Raw genomic sequence first — 14578 nt, 5'->3', positions numbered from 1 at the left:
TTTATTGCTGGGCAAACATTTCAATCGCCCTGGTTCGCGAAGACGATTCGCGGGCCAGGGCGATTTTGTCGTTTCTGGTTCTCCAAAAATTGACCTAGCAAAAATTCAACAAAAATGACAATAACAAAAAGAGTCTTCGCACTCACAGCACCGTTGTTCATCTGGCCGGCCGCCGCGTGCGCGGACGGCATCAATCAAGCCAACACCGCCTGGGTGCTTACATCCACCGCTCTGGTGTTGTTCATGACGATACCCGGCTTGTCGCTGTTTTACGGCGGCTTGGTCCGTAGCAAAAACGTGCTATCGGTTTTGATGCAGTGTTTTGCAATTACTTGTCTGGTGTCGTTGTTATGGTTGGCAGGCGTGTACAGTCTGATATTCGCCGACGGCGGCGCCTGGCAACCCTGGCTGGGCGGCGCCGGCAAATTGTTCCTGCCGGACATGGGTATCGCTAATTTGATCGGCGATATTCCGGAAACCGTGTATTTCATGTTTCAAATGACCTTCGCGATTATCACGCCGGCCTTGATCGTCGGCGCGTTCGCCGAACGGATGAAGTTTTCGGCGATGCTCTGGTTCAGTGCGTTATGGCTGATCGTCGTCTATATGCCGATTTGCCATTGGATGTGGGGTAACGGCTGGCTGGCCGCGCTGGGTGCCAAGGACTTCGCCGGTGGGATCGTGATTCACGTCAATGCCGGCGTGGCGTCCCTGGTCTCGGCCTTGGTCATCGGCAACCGGAAAGGTTTTCCGACCGTGGCCATGCCGCCGCATAACATGACGATGGTCGTCACCGGCGCCGGCATGCTGTGGTTCGGCTGGTTTGGCTTCAACGGCGGCAGCGCCCTGAAGGCCGACGGTAGCGCCGGCATGGCGATCGCGGTGACTCATATCGCCGCCGCCGCCGGTTCGCTGACCTGGATGACCATCGAATGGCGCCGCTTCGGCAAACCCAGCGTGTTGGGCATCGTCACCGGCATGGTGGCCGGTTTAGGCACCATTACGCCGGCTTCGGGTTTTGTCGGTCCGATCGGCGGTCTGGTCATCGGCATTGTTGCCGGTATCGTTTGCTTTTATGCGACGCAATACGTGAAGCGCGGCCTGAAAATCGACGATTCGCTGGACGTGTTTCCGGTGCATGGCGTCGGCGGCTGCGTCGGCTCCATTTTGACCGGTGTGTTCGCGGCGGAAAGTTTCGGCGGCTTGGGGCTGAACGGTGTAAGCATCGCCGAGCAAGTCGGCGTGCAAGCGCTGGCGGTGTTGGTGACCATCGTTTGGAGCGCCGCGTTCAGCTATCTGGTCTTGAAGCTGCTCGACAAAACCATCGGTTTGCGGGTCAGCGAAGACGAAGAAGTCGAAGGTCTCGACATCGCGCTGCACGAAGAAACCGGTTACCACAATCTATAACTACGCCAGCGTTTGCCGGCTCGAGCGGGCGGAGACCGACTCCGCCCGTTTTCATCAACCTCAGTGGAAATTCATGCCTATCCCACTTTCCGAACTGGAAACCATCGTGCGCGCCGCCGGCGCGATTGCGATGACTTATTTCAACGATCTGGACCAATTGGCCGTCAGCAAAAAAAGCGCACGCGATCTGGTCACCGACGCGGATGTCGCGGTCGAACATTATCTGAAACAGGCCTTGACCGAAAAATGGCCGGAATACGGCTTCTGGGGCGAGGAGAGCGGCCAAACCGCCAACCAAAACCAGCGCTGGATCGTCGATCCGATCGACGGTACCCATTCGTTTTCGAAAGGCCAGTATTTTTGGGGCGTCAGCGTCGCGTTGGAAATTGCCGGCGAATTGGTGGTCGGCGCGGTGTACGGCCCGGCTCTGGACGACTACTACTGCGCGGCTAAAGGCCAAGGTGCCTGGAAAAACGGCAAGCCGATCCGGGTGTCGGACGAGACCAGTCTGGCCGCCAGCATGGTGTCGACCGGCTTCGCCTGTTTGCGCCAGTATTTGCCGGACAACAACCTGCCTCGCTTCTGCCGCATCGCCCAGGCGACCACCGGCCAGCGTCGAATGGGTTCGGCGGCATTGGATTTATGCACGGTGGCCGACGGTCAGGTCGATGCGTTCTGGGAACAGGAATTGAATTTGTACGACGTGGCTGGTGGGGCATTGGTCGTTCTAGAAGCAGGTGGCACGCTGACCGATTTTCAGGGCAATCCCGGCGTGTTTCCCAAGCAGATATTGGCCACGAACGGCAAAATTCTTGATCAGCTTTTGCCGTTGATGTAATGGCTGACGACACTAACTCCTGTTTTTTGACGGTGCTTGGCGATGACTAAACCGGCGGCGGTGATTTTCGACGGCACGCCGCTGAGCATCGAGGCCGTGATCGGTATCGCGCGCGGCACGGCCGCCGCGGTGCTGAGCGAGGCGGCGGAATTTATCGCCCGCATCGATCGCGGCGCCGGTTTCGTCGATACCTTGCTGGCCGAGGAAGGTTGCGTCTACGGCGTCACCACCGGCTACGGCGATTCGTGTACCGTCGCGGTGCCGGTCGAATTGGTCGGGCAATTGCCGGTGCGTTTGTATCGCTTTCACGGTTGCGGTTTGGGCGAGGACTTCGATCCGGAACAAACCCGCGCCATTTTGGTGGCTCGCCTGACCAGTTTGGCGCGCGGTTACTCCGGCGTGCGCTATCGCTTATTGCAACACCTGACTCTATTGCTGCGCCGCGACATTCTGCCGTTGATCCCGCAAGAAGGCTCGGTCGGGGCCAGCGGCGATCTGACGCCGCTGTCCTATCTGGCCGCCGTGCTGGCCGGCGAGCGCGACGTGCTGTACCAAAACCGGCGCCGGCCGGTCGCCGAGGTTTACGCGGAACTGGGCATTGCGGCGCTGGTCTTCAAACCCAAGGAAGCCTTGGCGATCATGAACGGCACGGCGGCGATGACCGGTCTGGCCTGTCTGGCCTTCGGCCGCGCCGAATATCTGTCCCGGCTGGCGGCGCGCATCACCAGCCTGGCGGTCACCGCAATGCAAGGCAACGCCTACCATTTCGACGCCAAATTGTTCCAGCTCAAGCCGCATCCCGGTCAGGCCAAGGTCGCGGCGCGGATTCGCACCGATTTGCAATGGCACGCCGACATGCCGCGCAACGACAGCCGCTTGCAGGATCGCTATTCGCTACGCTGTGCGCCGCATGTGATTGGGGTGTTGGAAGACGCCTTGCCCTGGTTGCGGCAACTGATCGAAACCGAGTTGAACAGCGCCAACGACAATCCGTTGATCGACGCCGACGACGAGCACGTGTTGCACGGCGGGCATTTTTACGGCGGCCACATCGCGTTGGCGATGGACACCTTGAAAACCGCCGTCGCCAATATCGCCGATTTGCTGGACAGGCAATTGGCGCAACTGGTCGATCCCAAATTCAATCATGGCCTGCCGGCCAATCTGGCGGGCGAGGTCGGCGAGTTGGCGCCGCTCAACCACGGTTTCAAGGCCGTGCAAATCGCCGCGTCGGCCTGGACTGCCGAAGCCTTGAAATTGACGATGCCGGCCAGCGTGTTCTCCCGATCCACCGAATGCCATAACCAGGACAAGGTCAGCATGGGCACGATTGCCGCCCGCGACTGCTTGCGCATCGTGGAATTGACCGAGCAGGTGGCGGCGGCGGCATTGCTGGCCAGCGTGCAAGCCGTGGAATTGCGCGGCGGCGCGCTGTTGTCCGAGCCGTTGAGCGACACCTGCGCCGATCTGCGCCGTCTGGTCGCGCCGCTGACCGAGGACCGGGCCTTGGACGGCGAATTGCGGGCCTGTCTCGACGCGATACGCAGCCAGCGCTGGTCTTTATATGACTAAGTCCGTGCTGGAAGCCGAAGTCGCCATCGATATCCCGTTTCACGATGTCGACATGATGGCCGTGGCCTGGCACGGCCACTATTGCAAATATTTCGAAGTGGCGCGCTGCGCGCTGTTGGACAAGATAGCCTACAACTATCCGCAAATGCGGGACTCCGGCTTCGCCTGGCCGCTGGTGGATATACGCATCCGCTACGTCAAACCGGCCCGTTTCGGGCAGCGGGTGGTGGTAAAAGCCAGCCTGCGCGAATGGGAGTATCGTTTGAAAATCGACTATCTGATCCTCGACCAGACCAGCGGCGATCGCTTGACCAAGGGCTATAGCGTGCAGGTTGCCGTCGATTTAAACAGCGGTGAGTTGTGCTGGCAATCGCCGCCGGTGCTGCTCGCCAAATTGGGCTTGGTGTCGCCGTGTTCCGACTGAGCCTGGTAATGCTGATGTTGCTCGTGCCGCCGGCCTGGGCCGACGACGTGTTGGACCAAGTCCGGGCGATACTGCAACCCGAGCCGATCGCGGTCGGCCATTTTCGGCAAACCAAGCAACTGGCCTTCCTGCAACAACCTTTGGTGTCGGAAGGCGAATTCGTTTACGCCCAAAGCGGTGGCGTGATCTGGAATACCGTCAGCCCGGTCGCTTCGACGGTATTGATCGGCGGAGACCGGATGGTTTCCGAGCAGGGCGAGCAAGCCCTGCCGCCCAGTTTCGGCCAATTGATACCGGCACTGTTGGGCGGCGACTTCGCTCGATTGCGGACGGACTTCGAGATTCAAGGCAGCGTCCAGGCCCGGAGTTGGCGCTTGCAGTTCCTACCCAAGGACCCGCTGCTCGCCAAGATCGTCGCCGAACTGGTACTGTCCGGCGATAGCGACTTGCGCGGCTTCGATATTCTGGAAAGCGGCGGCAACCGTTCCAGTACCGTCTTCGAACAAATCAGCCATCCGGCCCAACTGACGCCGGCACAGGCGGCCGAATTTGAACGTTTATCGCCCTAGGCTGTATGCGCTGATTTGGTGTCTGGCGATGACTGCGCTGGCTTGGCAGGCGGCGCGCGACTGGTCGCGGGATTGGCTGGAAACCGGTTTCATGGCCTTGCTGCCGGTCGCGGAACAACGCCCGGACGTGGCCGAGGCGATTGCCGCGCGGAATCGGCAAATCCAAGGCAAGCTGATTTGGCTGGCCGGCGCGGCGAGCGCCGATCAAGCCGTCGCCGCGATTCGGCAAGTCCACCGCGAGCTGGCGGCCAGCGGTTTGTTCGCGAGTTTGCCGCTGGAACGCGCGGCGGACGTTGCGGCGCCGGCCTATCGGCGTTGGTTTGACTATCGCTATCAGTTATTGGACGACGCCACCCGGCAAACCCTCAGCCAAGATCCTGCCAAAATCGCCGCCGAAAATCTGGCCTGGCTGTACAGTCCGGTCGGCCAATTGCAGACCGCCGGCTTGGAACGCGATCCCTGGCTACTGTTCAACCGCTATCTGCGGGCCCGGCAGCCGTTGGCGGCCAGCCTGCACCAAGGCGTCCCGCTGATCAAGCGCGACGGCCGCTACTGGGCCCTGCTGATCGGCGAATGGCCGGATAGCGACCTGAAACTGGATAAACTGGGCACCCTGCTAAGCCTCAACCAGCGGCTGACCGGGCAAATCGCCGAGCAGGGCGGCGAGTTGCTGGCGACCGGCATGCCGCTATTTACCGCCCATGGCTCGCATAGCGCTCAGCAAGAGATGTCGCTGATCGGCGGCGGATCGACGCTAGGCTTGCTGATCTTGCTCTGGGCGGCGTTCCGCGGCCCGCGGCCCTTGCTGCTGTCGTGTCTGGCGGTCGCCGCCGGCTTGTTCGCGGCTTGGGTATTGAGCCTGCAACTGTTCGGCAAGCTGCATATTCTGACGCTGGTGTTCGGTTCCAGCCTGGTCGGGGTCGTCGTGGATTATGCGCTGCATTTTTTCTGCGACGGCATGGGCTTGCCGGATTGGACGCCGCGCCAGGGCTTGGCCTATGTGCTGCCCGGCATCGGCTTCGGCCTGTTGACCAGCTTGCTGGGCTACGCTGGTTTGGGCTGGTCGCCATTTCCGGGCTTGCGAGAAATCGCCGCGTTTTCGGCGATCGGTTTGATCGTGTCGTGGCTGACTGTCGTCGCGGTGTTCCCGAGCTTGCTGGGCGGCTTTCGCATGCCGCATCGGCCGGCCGTGTTACGGTTGACCCGTTATTGGCAGCAAGTCTGGCCGGGTTGGCTTAACCGCCATCGGATCGCGCTGGCACTAAGCCTGGCGGTCTTGCTGGTCGGCGGCTTGACCCAATTACAGCCCAAGGACGACGTGCGCCTGTTGCAATCGGCTCCGACCAGTTTGCTGGCCGCCGACGCCAAACTCAAGCAAGTGCTGGCGATTGGCTACGACAGTCAGTTTTTTCTGGTCAGTGGCGCCGATCAAACAGAATGGCTCGCCAACGAACATCGGCTGCTGGCTGGTTTAAACGGCATTCGCGGGCAGGGCGGATTGGCGGGTTACGACGCGATCAGCGCGGCTTGGCCCGATCCGGAGCGGCAGCGCGCCGATTACCGCTTGCTGCAAACCACGCTGTACGACAACGTGAGATTGAAAACCTATATGACGGGCTTGGGCTTCAGCGCCCAAGCCGCGGCCGAGGAAGCCCGCCAATTCGTCGCCGCCGAGGCAAGGGTCTTGCCGCTGGCCGATTGGCTGGCCGCCGCCGATCCCGGTCAGCGCGGCCTGTGGCTGGGTTGCGATGTTGGTGCCTGCCGTAGCGTGGTGGCATTGAGCGGCGTTGCCGATCTGGCCGGTCTCGCCGCGGCGCAAAACCTGCCAGGGGTGGCCTGGGTGGATCAGGCCGGGCAAATGTCGGCGCTATTCGCCCGCTACCGCGCGATGGTCACCGGCTTGTTGCTAGGCGTGTGCGGCTTGTTGCTGGCCGCGCTGGTCTTTAAATTGGGCTGGCGCAGCGGTTTGCAGGTCATGGCCGTGCCGGCCGTCGCGATGGCGGCGGCCTTGGCGATATTGGGCTGGCGCGGCGAATTGTTTACCTTGTTCAATCTGTTCGCGCTGATGCTGGTGCTGGAAGTCGGCGTCGATTACGCGGTGTTCTTTCATCTGGCCGGCAGCGAACGGCGCGACTCGACCGGACTCGCCGTCACGCTGTCCGCATTCAGCACCTTGCTGGCCTACGGACTCCTGGCGCTCAGCTCGACCGCCATCGTCCACGCCTTTGGCCTGACCCTGGCGGTCGGCATCACCACCGCATTTTTACTGGCGCCGCTGGTTGGTTTCAGCGCGCGGCCGAGCCGGATTTAACGGTGTGGGTTGGGATGGCTTTTGTCGATTGAATCAGCTGACGAGTCGAAAGAGTGCTGGGTCTCCGCGCGACAGTCTTTGGCGATCGGTCAAATACGAGCGGGTTTAGCTGTACGCCTAGATTCCGTCGCCCAAGTCGGCGCTTCAATTCTGGAATATATCGATAGAGCAACCACGAACGGCCGCATTCGCGACTGAAACTAAAAACTCGGCGTCAGGCATATAACGACGGATTGCCAACTCTCCGGTTAGCCGTCTGAACCATAACCGGGGTTTCACTTTAAATCGTCGATTTTCTGTTCAAATCAATGGCGTTACTTTTAGCTGCCGGTGAGGGTTACTAAGATGCCCATGCCGAATCGATTTCTCGCGAGCTGCCGCTTCGTTAATCTTATCGAGCGGCGATTCGACTTCGTTTGTTTTAATTGGAAACATATGTTGATACCGGTTGAAAATTGACTATGTAGACCGGTAAATTCCGGCGGAAAATGGGCCACAGGCTATTAGCCTGTCCTGTCCAAACATCAGACAGGTGCTTAGAGGGTGGCAACCATGATCTTTTACGCCAAAATCAGGCAGATGGTTTTCCGCGACCAGTTGTCCATCATTGAGATTGCCAGAGATGCACGAGTCTGTTCCGCAATGCCAAAAAATGGCCGAGAATGGCGAATGGTGCCGAGCTGACTTATCGACGCCGTGCCATGCCGGCACCGAGAAACAGGGCAATGGAGTTCATCGTTGACGGGGTGCCGACCCCTAGACCGGTGTAGTCAACGCAAATTGACAAATACAGTCTGCTATCCAACGGATTCGACGCTATATCGTGAGCGCGGCGCCAAGCTCATTTTCGCGGCGCGCGGGAAAGGTTACGCAATGCCGGCACCGTGGTCGCTGGGGAAGGCGTTTTTAGTCGCTGGAAATTGAATACTAAGGCGATCAATAGGGAAAAATTTCCCCATTCAGGCATAAAAAAACCGGCCGTGAAGCCGGTTTAGTATAGCGCAAGCCATTGAATTATGGCGGAGAGCTAGGGATTCGAACCCCAGGAGGGGTATAAGCCCTCAACGGTTTTCAAGACCGCCGCTTTCGACCGCTCAGCCAGCTCTCCATGAGCCGCGTATTTAACCAGAAGTTTTTTTCGAAATCTAGTATTTTTTGCGGCTTGATGACGATACGGACTCGAATCGCGGTGGCGGAAATCTCTAAGTGTTTGTTGGTGATTGCAAAATCGGCACGGATGTTGGCGACGTTGGCCGTTCGGGCCGGCTTCGAGGTGGTCGCCGTCGACTGCTTTGCCGATGCCGATACCCGGCAAATCGCAAATCAAACTTATCGGGTGCGTTCGTTGGCCTGGGACGACATCAAGCTCGCGGTAATTAGCGCCCTCGGGCGCTTCCGGATTGCCGACGTCTTGTACGGGAGCGGCTTTGAAACGCATCCGGATAGTTTGATGAAGCTGGCGCGGGATTGGCGATTGCTTGGCAACCAGGCCGATACTTTTTGCCGGTTGCAGGATAAACGGGATTTTTTTGCGTTGCTGACGCGACTGGCGATACCTTATCCTCAGGTTGTTTTCCAGGCGCCGACCGAGGCGGGCGAATGGTTGCGCAAGCCTTGGCGAGGCGAGGGCGGTTTGGGCATCGCCAGATCGATTGAGTCGGAGCGGCGGGATGCGAGCGGCGAGGGGTATTGGCAACGTTACGTCGACGGCATCGCGATGTCGGCGTTGTTCGTTGCCAATGGCGAGTCGGCGCGGGTGGTGGGATGGAATCGGCAATGGCGCGCGAATTTAGGTCCGGACTTCGCGTTTGTGTTTGCCGGTGCCGTCGGCTCGGTACCGATACCGAGTGAGGTGTCGCAAGCCTTGCGAACAGTCGTGGTCCAATTAACGGCTGAATACGGTTTGCGCGGCCTGAACAGTTTGGATTTTATGTTGGTACCCGACGGTTTTCGGGTGTTGGAGCTTAATCCCCGCGTGTCGGCTAGCGCTCAGCTTTACGGCGACGATTTGCTGGTATCGCATCTGCGCGGAAGTCTTGGATTGTCGCTGGATAATGTCGCATCGGCACCGGTGTCCAAGGCAGTGCGTACCGTGTTCGCTGATCGGAATCTCCGTGTCGCCGACGATTTTTCTTGGCCGGACTGGGTCGCGGATAGGCCGCCAGGCGGCGCTTTTTTTGGCGCGGGCCAGCCGATATGCAGTATTATTGCGGCCGGTAAAAATTCGGGCCTGGCGATGCTGCAGTTACGCCGCCGGTTACACATTCTCGGAACATTATTGGAAACAGGTCGTTAATCTCATGCAATATCAGGCAAGCGTCAATAAACTTACCCAGCCCTTGGTTCAAACATTGTTGGATAACGCCGACAAGCTGCGCTTGGGTGTCGAGCGCTTGGAAAACGGTTGCACGATTATCGACGCCGGAATCAATGTACCAGGCGGTTTGGAAGCCGGGCGAATCATCACCGAGATTTGCATGGGCGGCATGGGTACCGCGACGATTTCGCAGAGTTCCTACACCGCGCATTGGCCGCTGACGATCAATGTCCATGCAACCAATCCGGTATTGTCCTGTTTGGGTAGCCAGTATGCCGGGTGGAGTTTGTCGCACGGCAAATATTATGCTTTGGGCTCCGGCCCGGCGCGGGCGCTTGCCACCAAGATCAAGGACGGCGTGGTCGAACCGGTCGAAGAACTGTACAAAGAGCTGGAATATCGGGATGTCGCCGAGCGCGCGGTTCTGGTAATCGAAAACGATGCGGTCCCACCGCTCGAAATCGTCGAGAAGGTTGCAGCCGCGTGCGGTCTGGCGCCGTCAGCCTTGACCATCATCGTCACGCCGACCAGTAGTCTGGCCGGCGGTGTGCAAGTTGTCGGCCGGGTTTTGGAAGTGGCGATGCACAAGGCTCATGCCTTGCACTTCCCACTGGAAAACATCGTCGACGGTTCCGGTAGCGCGCCGATTTGCCCGCCGCATCCGAATTTCGTCAAGGCGATGGGACGTACCAACGATGCGATTTTGTTCGCCGGTCAAGTCCATTTGTTCGTGAAAGGCAGTGACGAAGCCGCCGAAAAACTGGCTAAAGAATTGCCCAGTTCCACGTCGAAAGATTACGGCAAACCGTTTGCAGAGATTTTCAAGGCTTACGAATACGATTTTTTCAAAATCGACGCGATGTTGTTCAGTCCGGCCAGCGTGATCGTCACGGCGGTCGAATCCGGCAAAAGTTTCCGGGCCGGGCAATTGGATAACGCGCTGTTGGACCTGTCTTTCGGCTTCTAAGCGTTTTTCCTTTCGTTCTAACAACGCGGCTTCTAGCCGCGTTTCCGTTTTTAACGCCTTTAAATTATCTTGCATCGAATCGCGATTATCACCGACGACCCAGGCTGGCATGGCAAGCAATTGACCCACGCTTTCGCCGGACTGGGCTATTCCGCCGACTTTGTGTCGCTCACGGCATGCAGTTTCCAATTGACCGGCGCCGGCTTGCCGATCGCGCTGCCCGGCTACCCCGATCGTTTGCCGCGCGCGGTGTTCGTGCGCGGCGTGCCGGGCGGTTCGCTGGAAGAGGTGGTGTTTTATCTGGATATCTTGCACGCGTTGAAAATGGCCGGCGTGCCGGTGTACAACGACGCCGGGGCCGTCGAACGCAGCGTCGACAAAGGCATGACCAGCTTCTTACTACAACAGGCCGGGCTGCCGACCGCCACCACCTGGGTGACCCGCGACCGCGAACAGGCGCTGGCGGTTGCGGAACAGGAGTTGCGCGACGGTCATTTTCTGATCAGCAAGCCCTTGTTCGGCTCGCAAGGCGAGGGCATTCGCCGCATCGAAAAATCCACCGACTTGCTGTGGTTGACCGGCAGTCGCGGTATTTATTATCTGCAACGTTTTATCAAGTGCGACGGCGACGGTTACTCGGATATTCGGGTGTTTGTCGTCAACGGTCGTGCGGTAGCCGGCATGCGGCGGCGCGGGATTTCCTGGTTGAACAACGTGGCGCGGGGCGCTACCTGCGAATGCATCGAATTGGACGAGGCTTTAGCGGCCTTGGCGGTCGCGGCGACCGAAACTCTCCGCATGGACTACGCCGGTGTCGATATCATTCGCGACGCCGAGGGTTGTTACCGAGTGATAGAAGTCAATAGCGTACCGGCTTGGAAGGGTTTGCAAAGCGTCTGCGATATCGATGTCGCCGCTTGTCTGGCCGGCGATCTGGTCGAACGTTATTTGCATTGAGATGGCTGTCATTAATCGCCAGTCCTTGATGGACATTTATAGCCAAGCCTGCGAGATTGAATTGCAGGCATTCAAGCCGGGTAACGTCAGTATTTACAGTTCCGCCCACGATATGACGGTCGACGACTTTCGGATCAGCGCTCAAGTCAGCCGGGCGCCGATCACGAATCCAGACTTCAGCTTGGGTGAAAAAATCTATCACGCGGTCGCCGCGACCCGTCAGGCTGTCAATTGCAACACCAATTTGGGGATTATTTTGCTATGCGCGCCGGTTTTGCAGGCCGCGGCCGGCTTGGCGGCCGGCGACTCGTTGCATGCAGCGCTGGCGCGGGTGTTGGAAACAACCACGCAATCCGATGCGGAGTGGGTGTTTCGGGCCATCGAGCTGGCTGCACCGGGCGGATTGGGGGAATCGGACGCCCATGACGTTCGCGAGACGCCGAATGTGACCCTGTTGGAAGCAATGGACTACGCCGCCGAGCGCGATTTAATCGCCGCCCAATACGTTAATCGGTTTAAAGACGTTTTTGATTTTTCGGTTTTACGATATAATCGTGCTTTCGTTTTGTCTGGCGATTTCGGCTGGTCGGCGTTGGCGGTGTATGCTGCGATATTGGCCCGGTTTCCCGATAGTCATGTCGAGCGAAAGTATGGACAGCAATACACAGAGTGGATTAAGGGGGAAATGGTCGAGCTCGAAAGAGCTTTGCAGGCAGCCTTCGCGCCTGACAAGTTGATGCCGGTTCTATATGAATTGGATAAAACTTTCAAGGCAAAAAAAATCAACCCAGGCACAACCGCGGACCTGACGGTCGCAACCGTGCTCGTGGTGCTTCTGGAACAATTGGTTAGCGGTACAAGCGGCTAACCGTTGATAGACGGACCTAGACCGAAACGACAATTTAAGGACATAACAGTGTCTATTTTTTGGTTCAATCTTATCTTAAGGGGATAAATTTAAAATGGCTAAAATCAATAACTTACGCGTTGGTGAATCTTTGGTTGGCGAAGGCAACGAAATTGCCCACATCGACTTGATCATCGGCCCACGCGGTTCCGCGGCTGAAACTGCTTTTGCAAACGCTCTGACCAACAACAAAGACGGTTTCTCTACTCTGTTGGCAGTTGTCGCTCCTAACCTGATGGTTAAACCAGCGACTATCTTGTTCAACAAAGTGACCATCAAAGGTTCTAAACAAGCCGTTCAAATGTTCGGACCTGCTCAACGCGCTGTTGCAATGGCTGTTGCCGACTCTGTTGAAGACGGTACTATCCCTGCTGACGAAGCTGATGACTTGTTCATTTCTGTTGGCGTATTCATCCACTGGTTGGCTGAAGACGACGCAAAAATCGAAGAATTCAACTACAAAGCGACTAAAGAAGCGATTGAGCGCGCTGTTGCCGGCACTCCGACTGCAAAAGAAGTCGTTGCTGCCAAATCTGGTGCAAAACACCCATTTGCTGCTAACAACGTTTAAGTTTAAGACGCGAAGGTTGTTAAAAATACCCCGGCTTGCCGGGGTATTTTTTTGTCTAAAGGTTTTCCAGGTCCGGGCCGGTCAGCGCACCGCTATGTAAGGCACTGGCGACCAATGCGGCGCGCACGCCGATTTCCTCAAGCCGGCGCAAATCGTCGCGGTCGCGCACGCCGCCGGCGGCCACGAAGCGGCGGTTCGGATGGCGGATCAGTAATTCGCCTAACAAGGCCAAGTCGGGACCGCCATGGCCACCGACCTTATCCAAGGTCATCGCGATGACGGTATCCGGCCAGTAGCCAGTGGATGTCAGCCAGCCGGGGTCCCCCAACGCGCGCTCGTGCTTGAAGTCCAAGGATAGAATGGCCGAGCCGCCAGACAAATCGACGGCTTGGCTTTGCGATTCGGTACCGACCACCGGCCGCAGATTTTCGCGAGACGGAATGGCGACGGCCGGGCCGCCGTCGTCGATCCAGAACGTCAGATCCGGGAAGGTTTCGGCCAGCGTTAGAATCTCGCGGTGGTGACTGCCGCGAGCCTCGATGGCGTCGAGGTCGGCGATGTAAAAGGTCGTAAAGGCATGCAGGTTTAGAAAAGCCTCGATTACGGCGAGCGGCTCGCTGGCTTTACAGATCGACGATTGTGGATGCACCGGCCGATAACAGCTACGGTCGCCGCCAGCAGCCAACACAACTTCGCCGTCTTTTAAATCGATTACCGGAATAACCTGCATTGCACCGACCATGAAAATTTTGGTGTTCGAATATATCACCGGCGGCGGTTTTGCCGGTCAGTCTTTGCCGGCCGGCTTGGCGGCCGAGGGCGGGCAGATGTTACAGGCATTACTGCACGAACTGAAGGCCTTGCCCGGTATTGAGTTGACGGTGATGCTCGATAGCCGCTGCCAACGCCCCAATGTATTGACCGAAGCGGAGGTCGTGCGCGTTAACCATCCGGACATCCGCACCATTCTGCCCAAGCTGTTGAATGCCACGGATTGCTTTTGGCCGATCGCGCCGGAGACCGACGGCATTCTGCATACCCTCGCCGAGATCGCCGCCGCCAACCGGACTCCGACCCTGTTGTCCGACCCCGCCACGCTGGCGGTTTGCGCGGATAAGCTGGCGAGCTACCGAGTGTTTTGCACGCTAGGCTTACCGGCCGTGCCGACCCGAAGCCTCGTCGACGATTTCGCCGATTGGCGCGGACGCTTGGTGGTCAAGCCCGTCGATGGCGTTGGTTGCGAGGGCGCTCGGTTACTGACTACCGAGCAATTTTCCGATTGGCGCAATCGCTGCTCCGATCCGATGCGTTATGTGGTCCAGCCCTATTGCGAAGGTAGACCTTCCAGCTTGTCCGCGTTGTTTGCCGGCGGGCGAGCGTGGTTGCTGAGCGTCAATCGCCAACTGATCGAGGTGGTCGATGGCGGCTTCGCGTTGCGCGGTTGTCGGGTGAATGTCGCGGTTGCGTCGCGGTCCCTGTACCAGGGATGGCTGGATCAATTGGCGGTCGGTTTGCCGGGTTTGTTCGGCTACGTTGGGGTGGATTGGCTGGAAACCGCCGACGGCGGCGGTCAATTGTTGGAAATCAATCCGCGTTTGACCAGTTCCTATGCCGGGGTCGGCCAAGCCATTGGTATCAATGTCGCCGAACAAGTGTTGCGTTGCCTCGACGGCGTGCCGGAAAGTTTTCAAACCGATAGCCAAACCGTCGATATTATTTTCAATCATTAAACGAATTC

14 protein-coding genes and 1 tRNA gene are annotated in these 14578 nt (G+C 58.4%); 12 read left to right on the top strand and 3 right to left on the bottom strand.

What is annotated here, in order from left to right:
- The first annotated feature begins 114 nt into the window (after positions 1-114).
- The 6 genes from ACQE3D_RS15200 to ACQE3D_RS15175 all read left to right on the top strand — a co-directional run bounded on the left by ACQE3D_RS15200 (position 115) and on the right by ACQE3D_RS15175 (position 7121).
- A complete protein-coding gene (locus ACQE3D_RS15200) occupies positions 115-1407 on the top strand; it encodes an ammonium transporter (protein ID WP_313729856.1) in 1293 nt (430 codons plus the stop codon).
- 73 nt (positions 1408-1480) lie between these two features.
- Positions 1481-2245 carry an inositol monophosphatase family protein gene (locus ACQE3D_RS15195; RefSeq protein WP_168029747.1) on the top strand — a complete coding sequence of 255 codons (765 nt, stop codon included), beginning with the start codon at positions 1481-1483 and terminating at the stop codon, positions 2243-2245.
- 42 nt (positions 2246-2287) lie between these two features.
- Positions 2288-3817, top strand: coding sequence for an HAL/PAL/TAL family ammonia-lyase (locus ACQE3D_RS15190; RefSeq protein ID WP_313729857.1), 1530 nt, complete (start codon positions 2288-2290; stop codon positions 3815-3817).
- Entirely contained in the window at positions 3810-4241 is a 432-nt protein-coding gene (locus tag ACQE3D_RS15185) for an acyl-CoA thioesterase (RefSeq protein ID WP_409521115.1), read from the top strand. Before ACQE3D_RS15190 ends, ACQE3D_RS15185 begins: the two co-directional genes overlap by 8 nt.
- 8 nt (positions 4242-4249) lie before the next feature.
- Positions 4250-4810 carry an outer membrane lipoprotein carrier protein LolA gene (locus ACQE3D_RS15180; protein WP_427550973.1) on the top strand — a complete coding sequence of 187 codons (561 nt, stop codon included), beginning with the start codon at positions 4250-4252 and terminating at the stop codon, positions 4808-4810.
- Entirely contained in the window at positions 4791-7121 is a 2331-nt protein-coding gene (locus ACQE3D_RS15175) for an MMPL family transporter (RefSeq protein ID WP_427500725.1), read from the top strand. The genes ACQE3D_RS15180 and ACQE3D_RS15175 overlap by 20 nt, the downstream gene beginning before the upstream one ends.
- Positions 7122-7421: 300 nt before the next feature.
- Here the strand turns inward: ACQE3D_RS15175 and ACQE3D_RS15170 are convergent, their stop codons facing one another.
- Both ACQE3D_RS15170 and ACQE3D_RS15165 read right to left on the bottom strand, forming a co-directional pair.
- A complete protein-coding gene (locus tag ACQE3D_RS15170; RefSeq protein ID WP_409521116.1) occupies positions 7422-7556 on the bottom strand; it encodes a DUF1156 domain-containing protein in 135 nt (44 codons plus the stop codon).
- 582 nt (positions 7557-8138) lie between these two features.
- Positions 8139-8229: transfer RNA gene (locus ACQE3D_RS15165), tRNA-Ser, on the bottom strand.
- An 81-nt stretch (positions 8230-8310) separates the two neighbouring features.
- Here ACQE3D_RS15165 and ACQE3D_RS15160 point away from each other — a divergent pair.
- From ACQE3D_RS15160 to fae, 5 genes are all read left to right on the top strand, one after another.
- Positions 8311-9417: an ATP-grasp domain-containing protein gene (locus ACQE3D_RS15160; protein ID WP_313729860.1), complete on the top strand. Its 1107-nt coding sequence runs from the start codon at positions 8311-8313 to the stop codon at positions 9415-9417.
- A gap of 4 nt (positions 9418-9421) precedes the next feature.
- Entirely contained in the window at positions 9422-10405 is a 984-nt protein-coding gene (gene mch / locus ACQE3D_RS15155; protein WP_313729861.1) for a methenyltetrahydromethanopterin cyclohydrolase, read from the top strand.
- A 69-nt stretch (positions 10406-10474) separates the two neighbouring features.
- Positions 10475-11362, top strand: coding sequence for an ATP-grasp domain-containing protein (locus tag ACQE3D_RS15150; RefSeq protein ID WP_313729862.1), 888 nt, complete (start codon positions 10475-10477; stop codon positions 11360-11362).
- Position 11363: 1 nt separating this feature from the next.
- Complete coding sequence (locus ACQE3D_RS15145; RefSeq protein ID WP_313729863.1) at positions 11364-12230, top strand: triphosphoribosyl-dephospho-CoA synthase; 867 nt, start codon at positions 11364-11366, stop codon at positions 12228-12230.
- Positions 12231-12324: 94 nt separating this feature from the next.
- The gene (gene fae, locus ACQE3D_RS15140) at positions 12325-12840 is read left to right on the top strand and encodes a formaldehyde-activating enzyme (protein ID WP_064024482.1); all 516 of its coding nucleotides are present in this window, start codon (positions 12325-12327) and stop codon (positions 12838-12840) included.
- Positions 12841-12895: 55 nt separating this feature from the next.
- Here fae and ACQE3D_RS15135 read toward each other — a convergent pair whose 3' ends face one another.
- Entirely contained in the window at positions 12896-13570 is a 675-nt protein-coding gene (locus ACQE3D_RS15135) for a HisA/HisF-related TIM barrel protein (RefSeq protein WP_427550970.1), read from the bottom strand.
- Between the two features lie 10 nt (positions 13571-13580).
- Here ACQE3D_RS15135 and ACQE3D_RS15130 point away from each other — a divergent pair, with 10 nt between their 5' ends.
- Positions 13581-14570 (top strand): ATP-grasp domain-containing protein, encoded by a 990-nt coding sequence (locus ACQE3D_RS15130; protein ID WP_313729865.1) that lies wholly within the window; start codon positions 13581-13583, stop codon positions 14568-14570.
- The last annotated feature ends 8 nt before the right edge of the window (positions 14571-14578 follow it).

Source organism: Methylomonas sp. MS20 (assembly GCF_050275925.1).
GTDB lineage: Bacteria > Pseudomonadota > Gammaproteobacteria > Methylococcales > Methylomonadaceae > Methylomonas > Methylomonas koyamae_A.
This window is presented reverse-complemented; position numbering and strand designations above follow the sequence as displayed.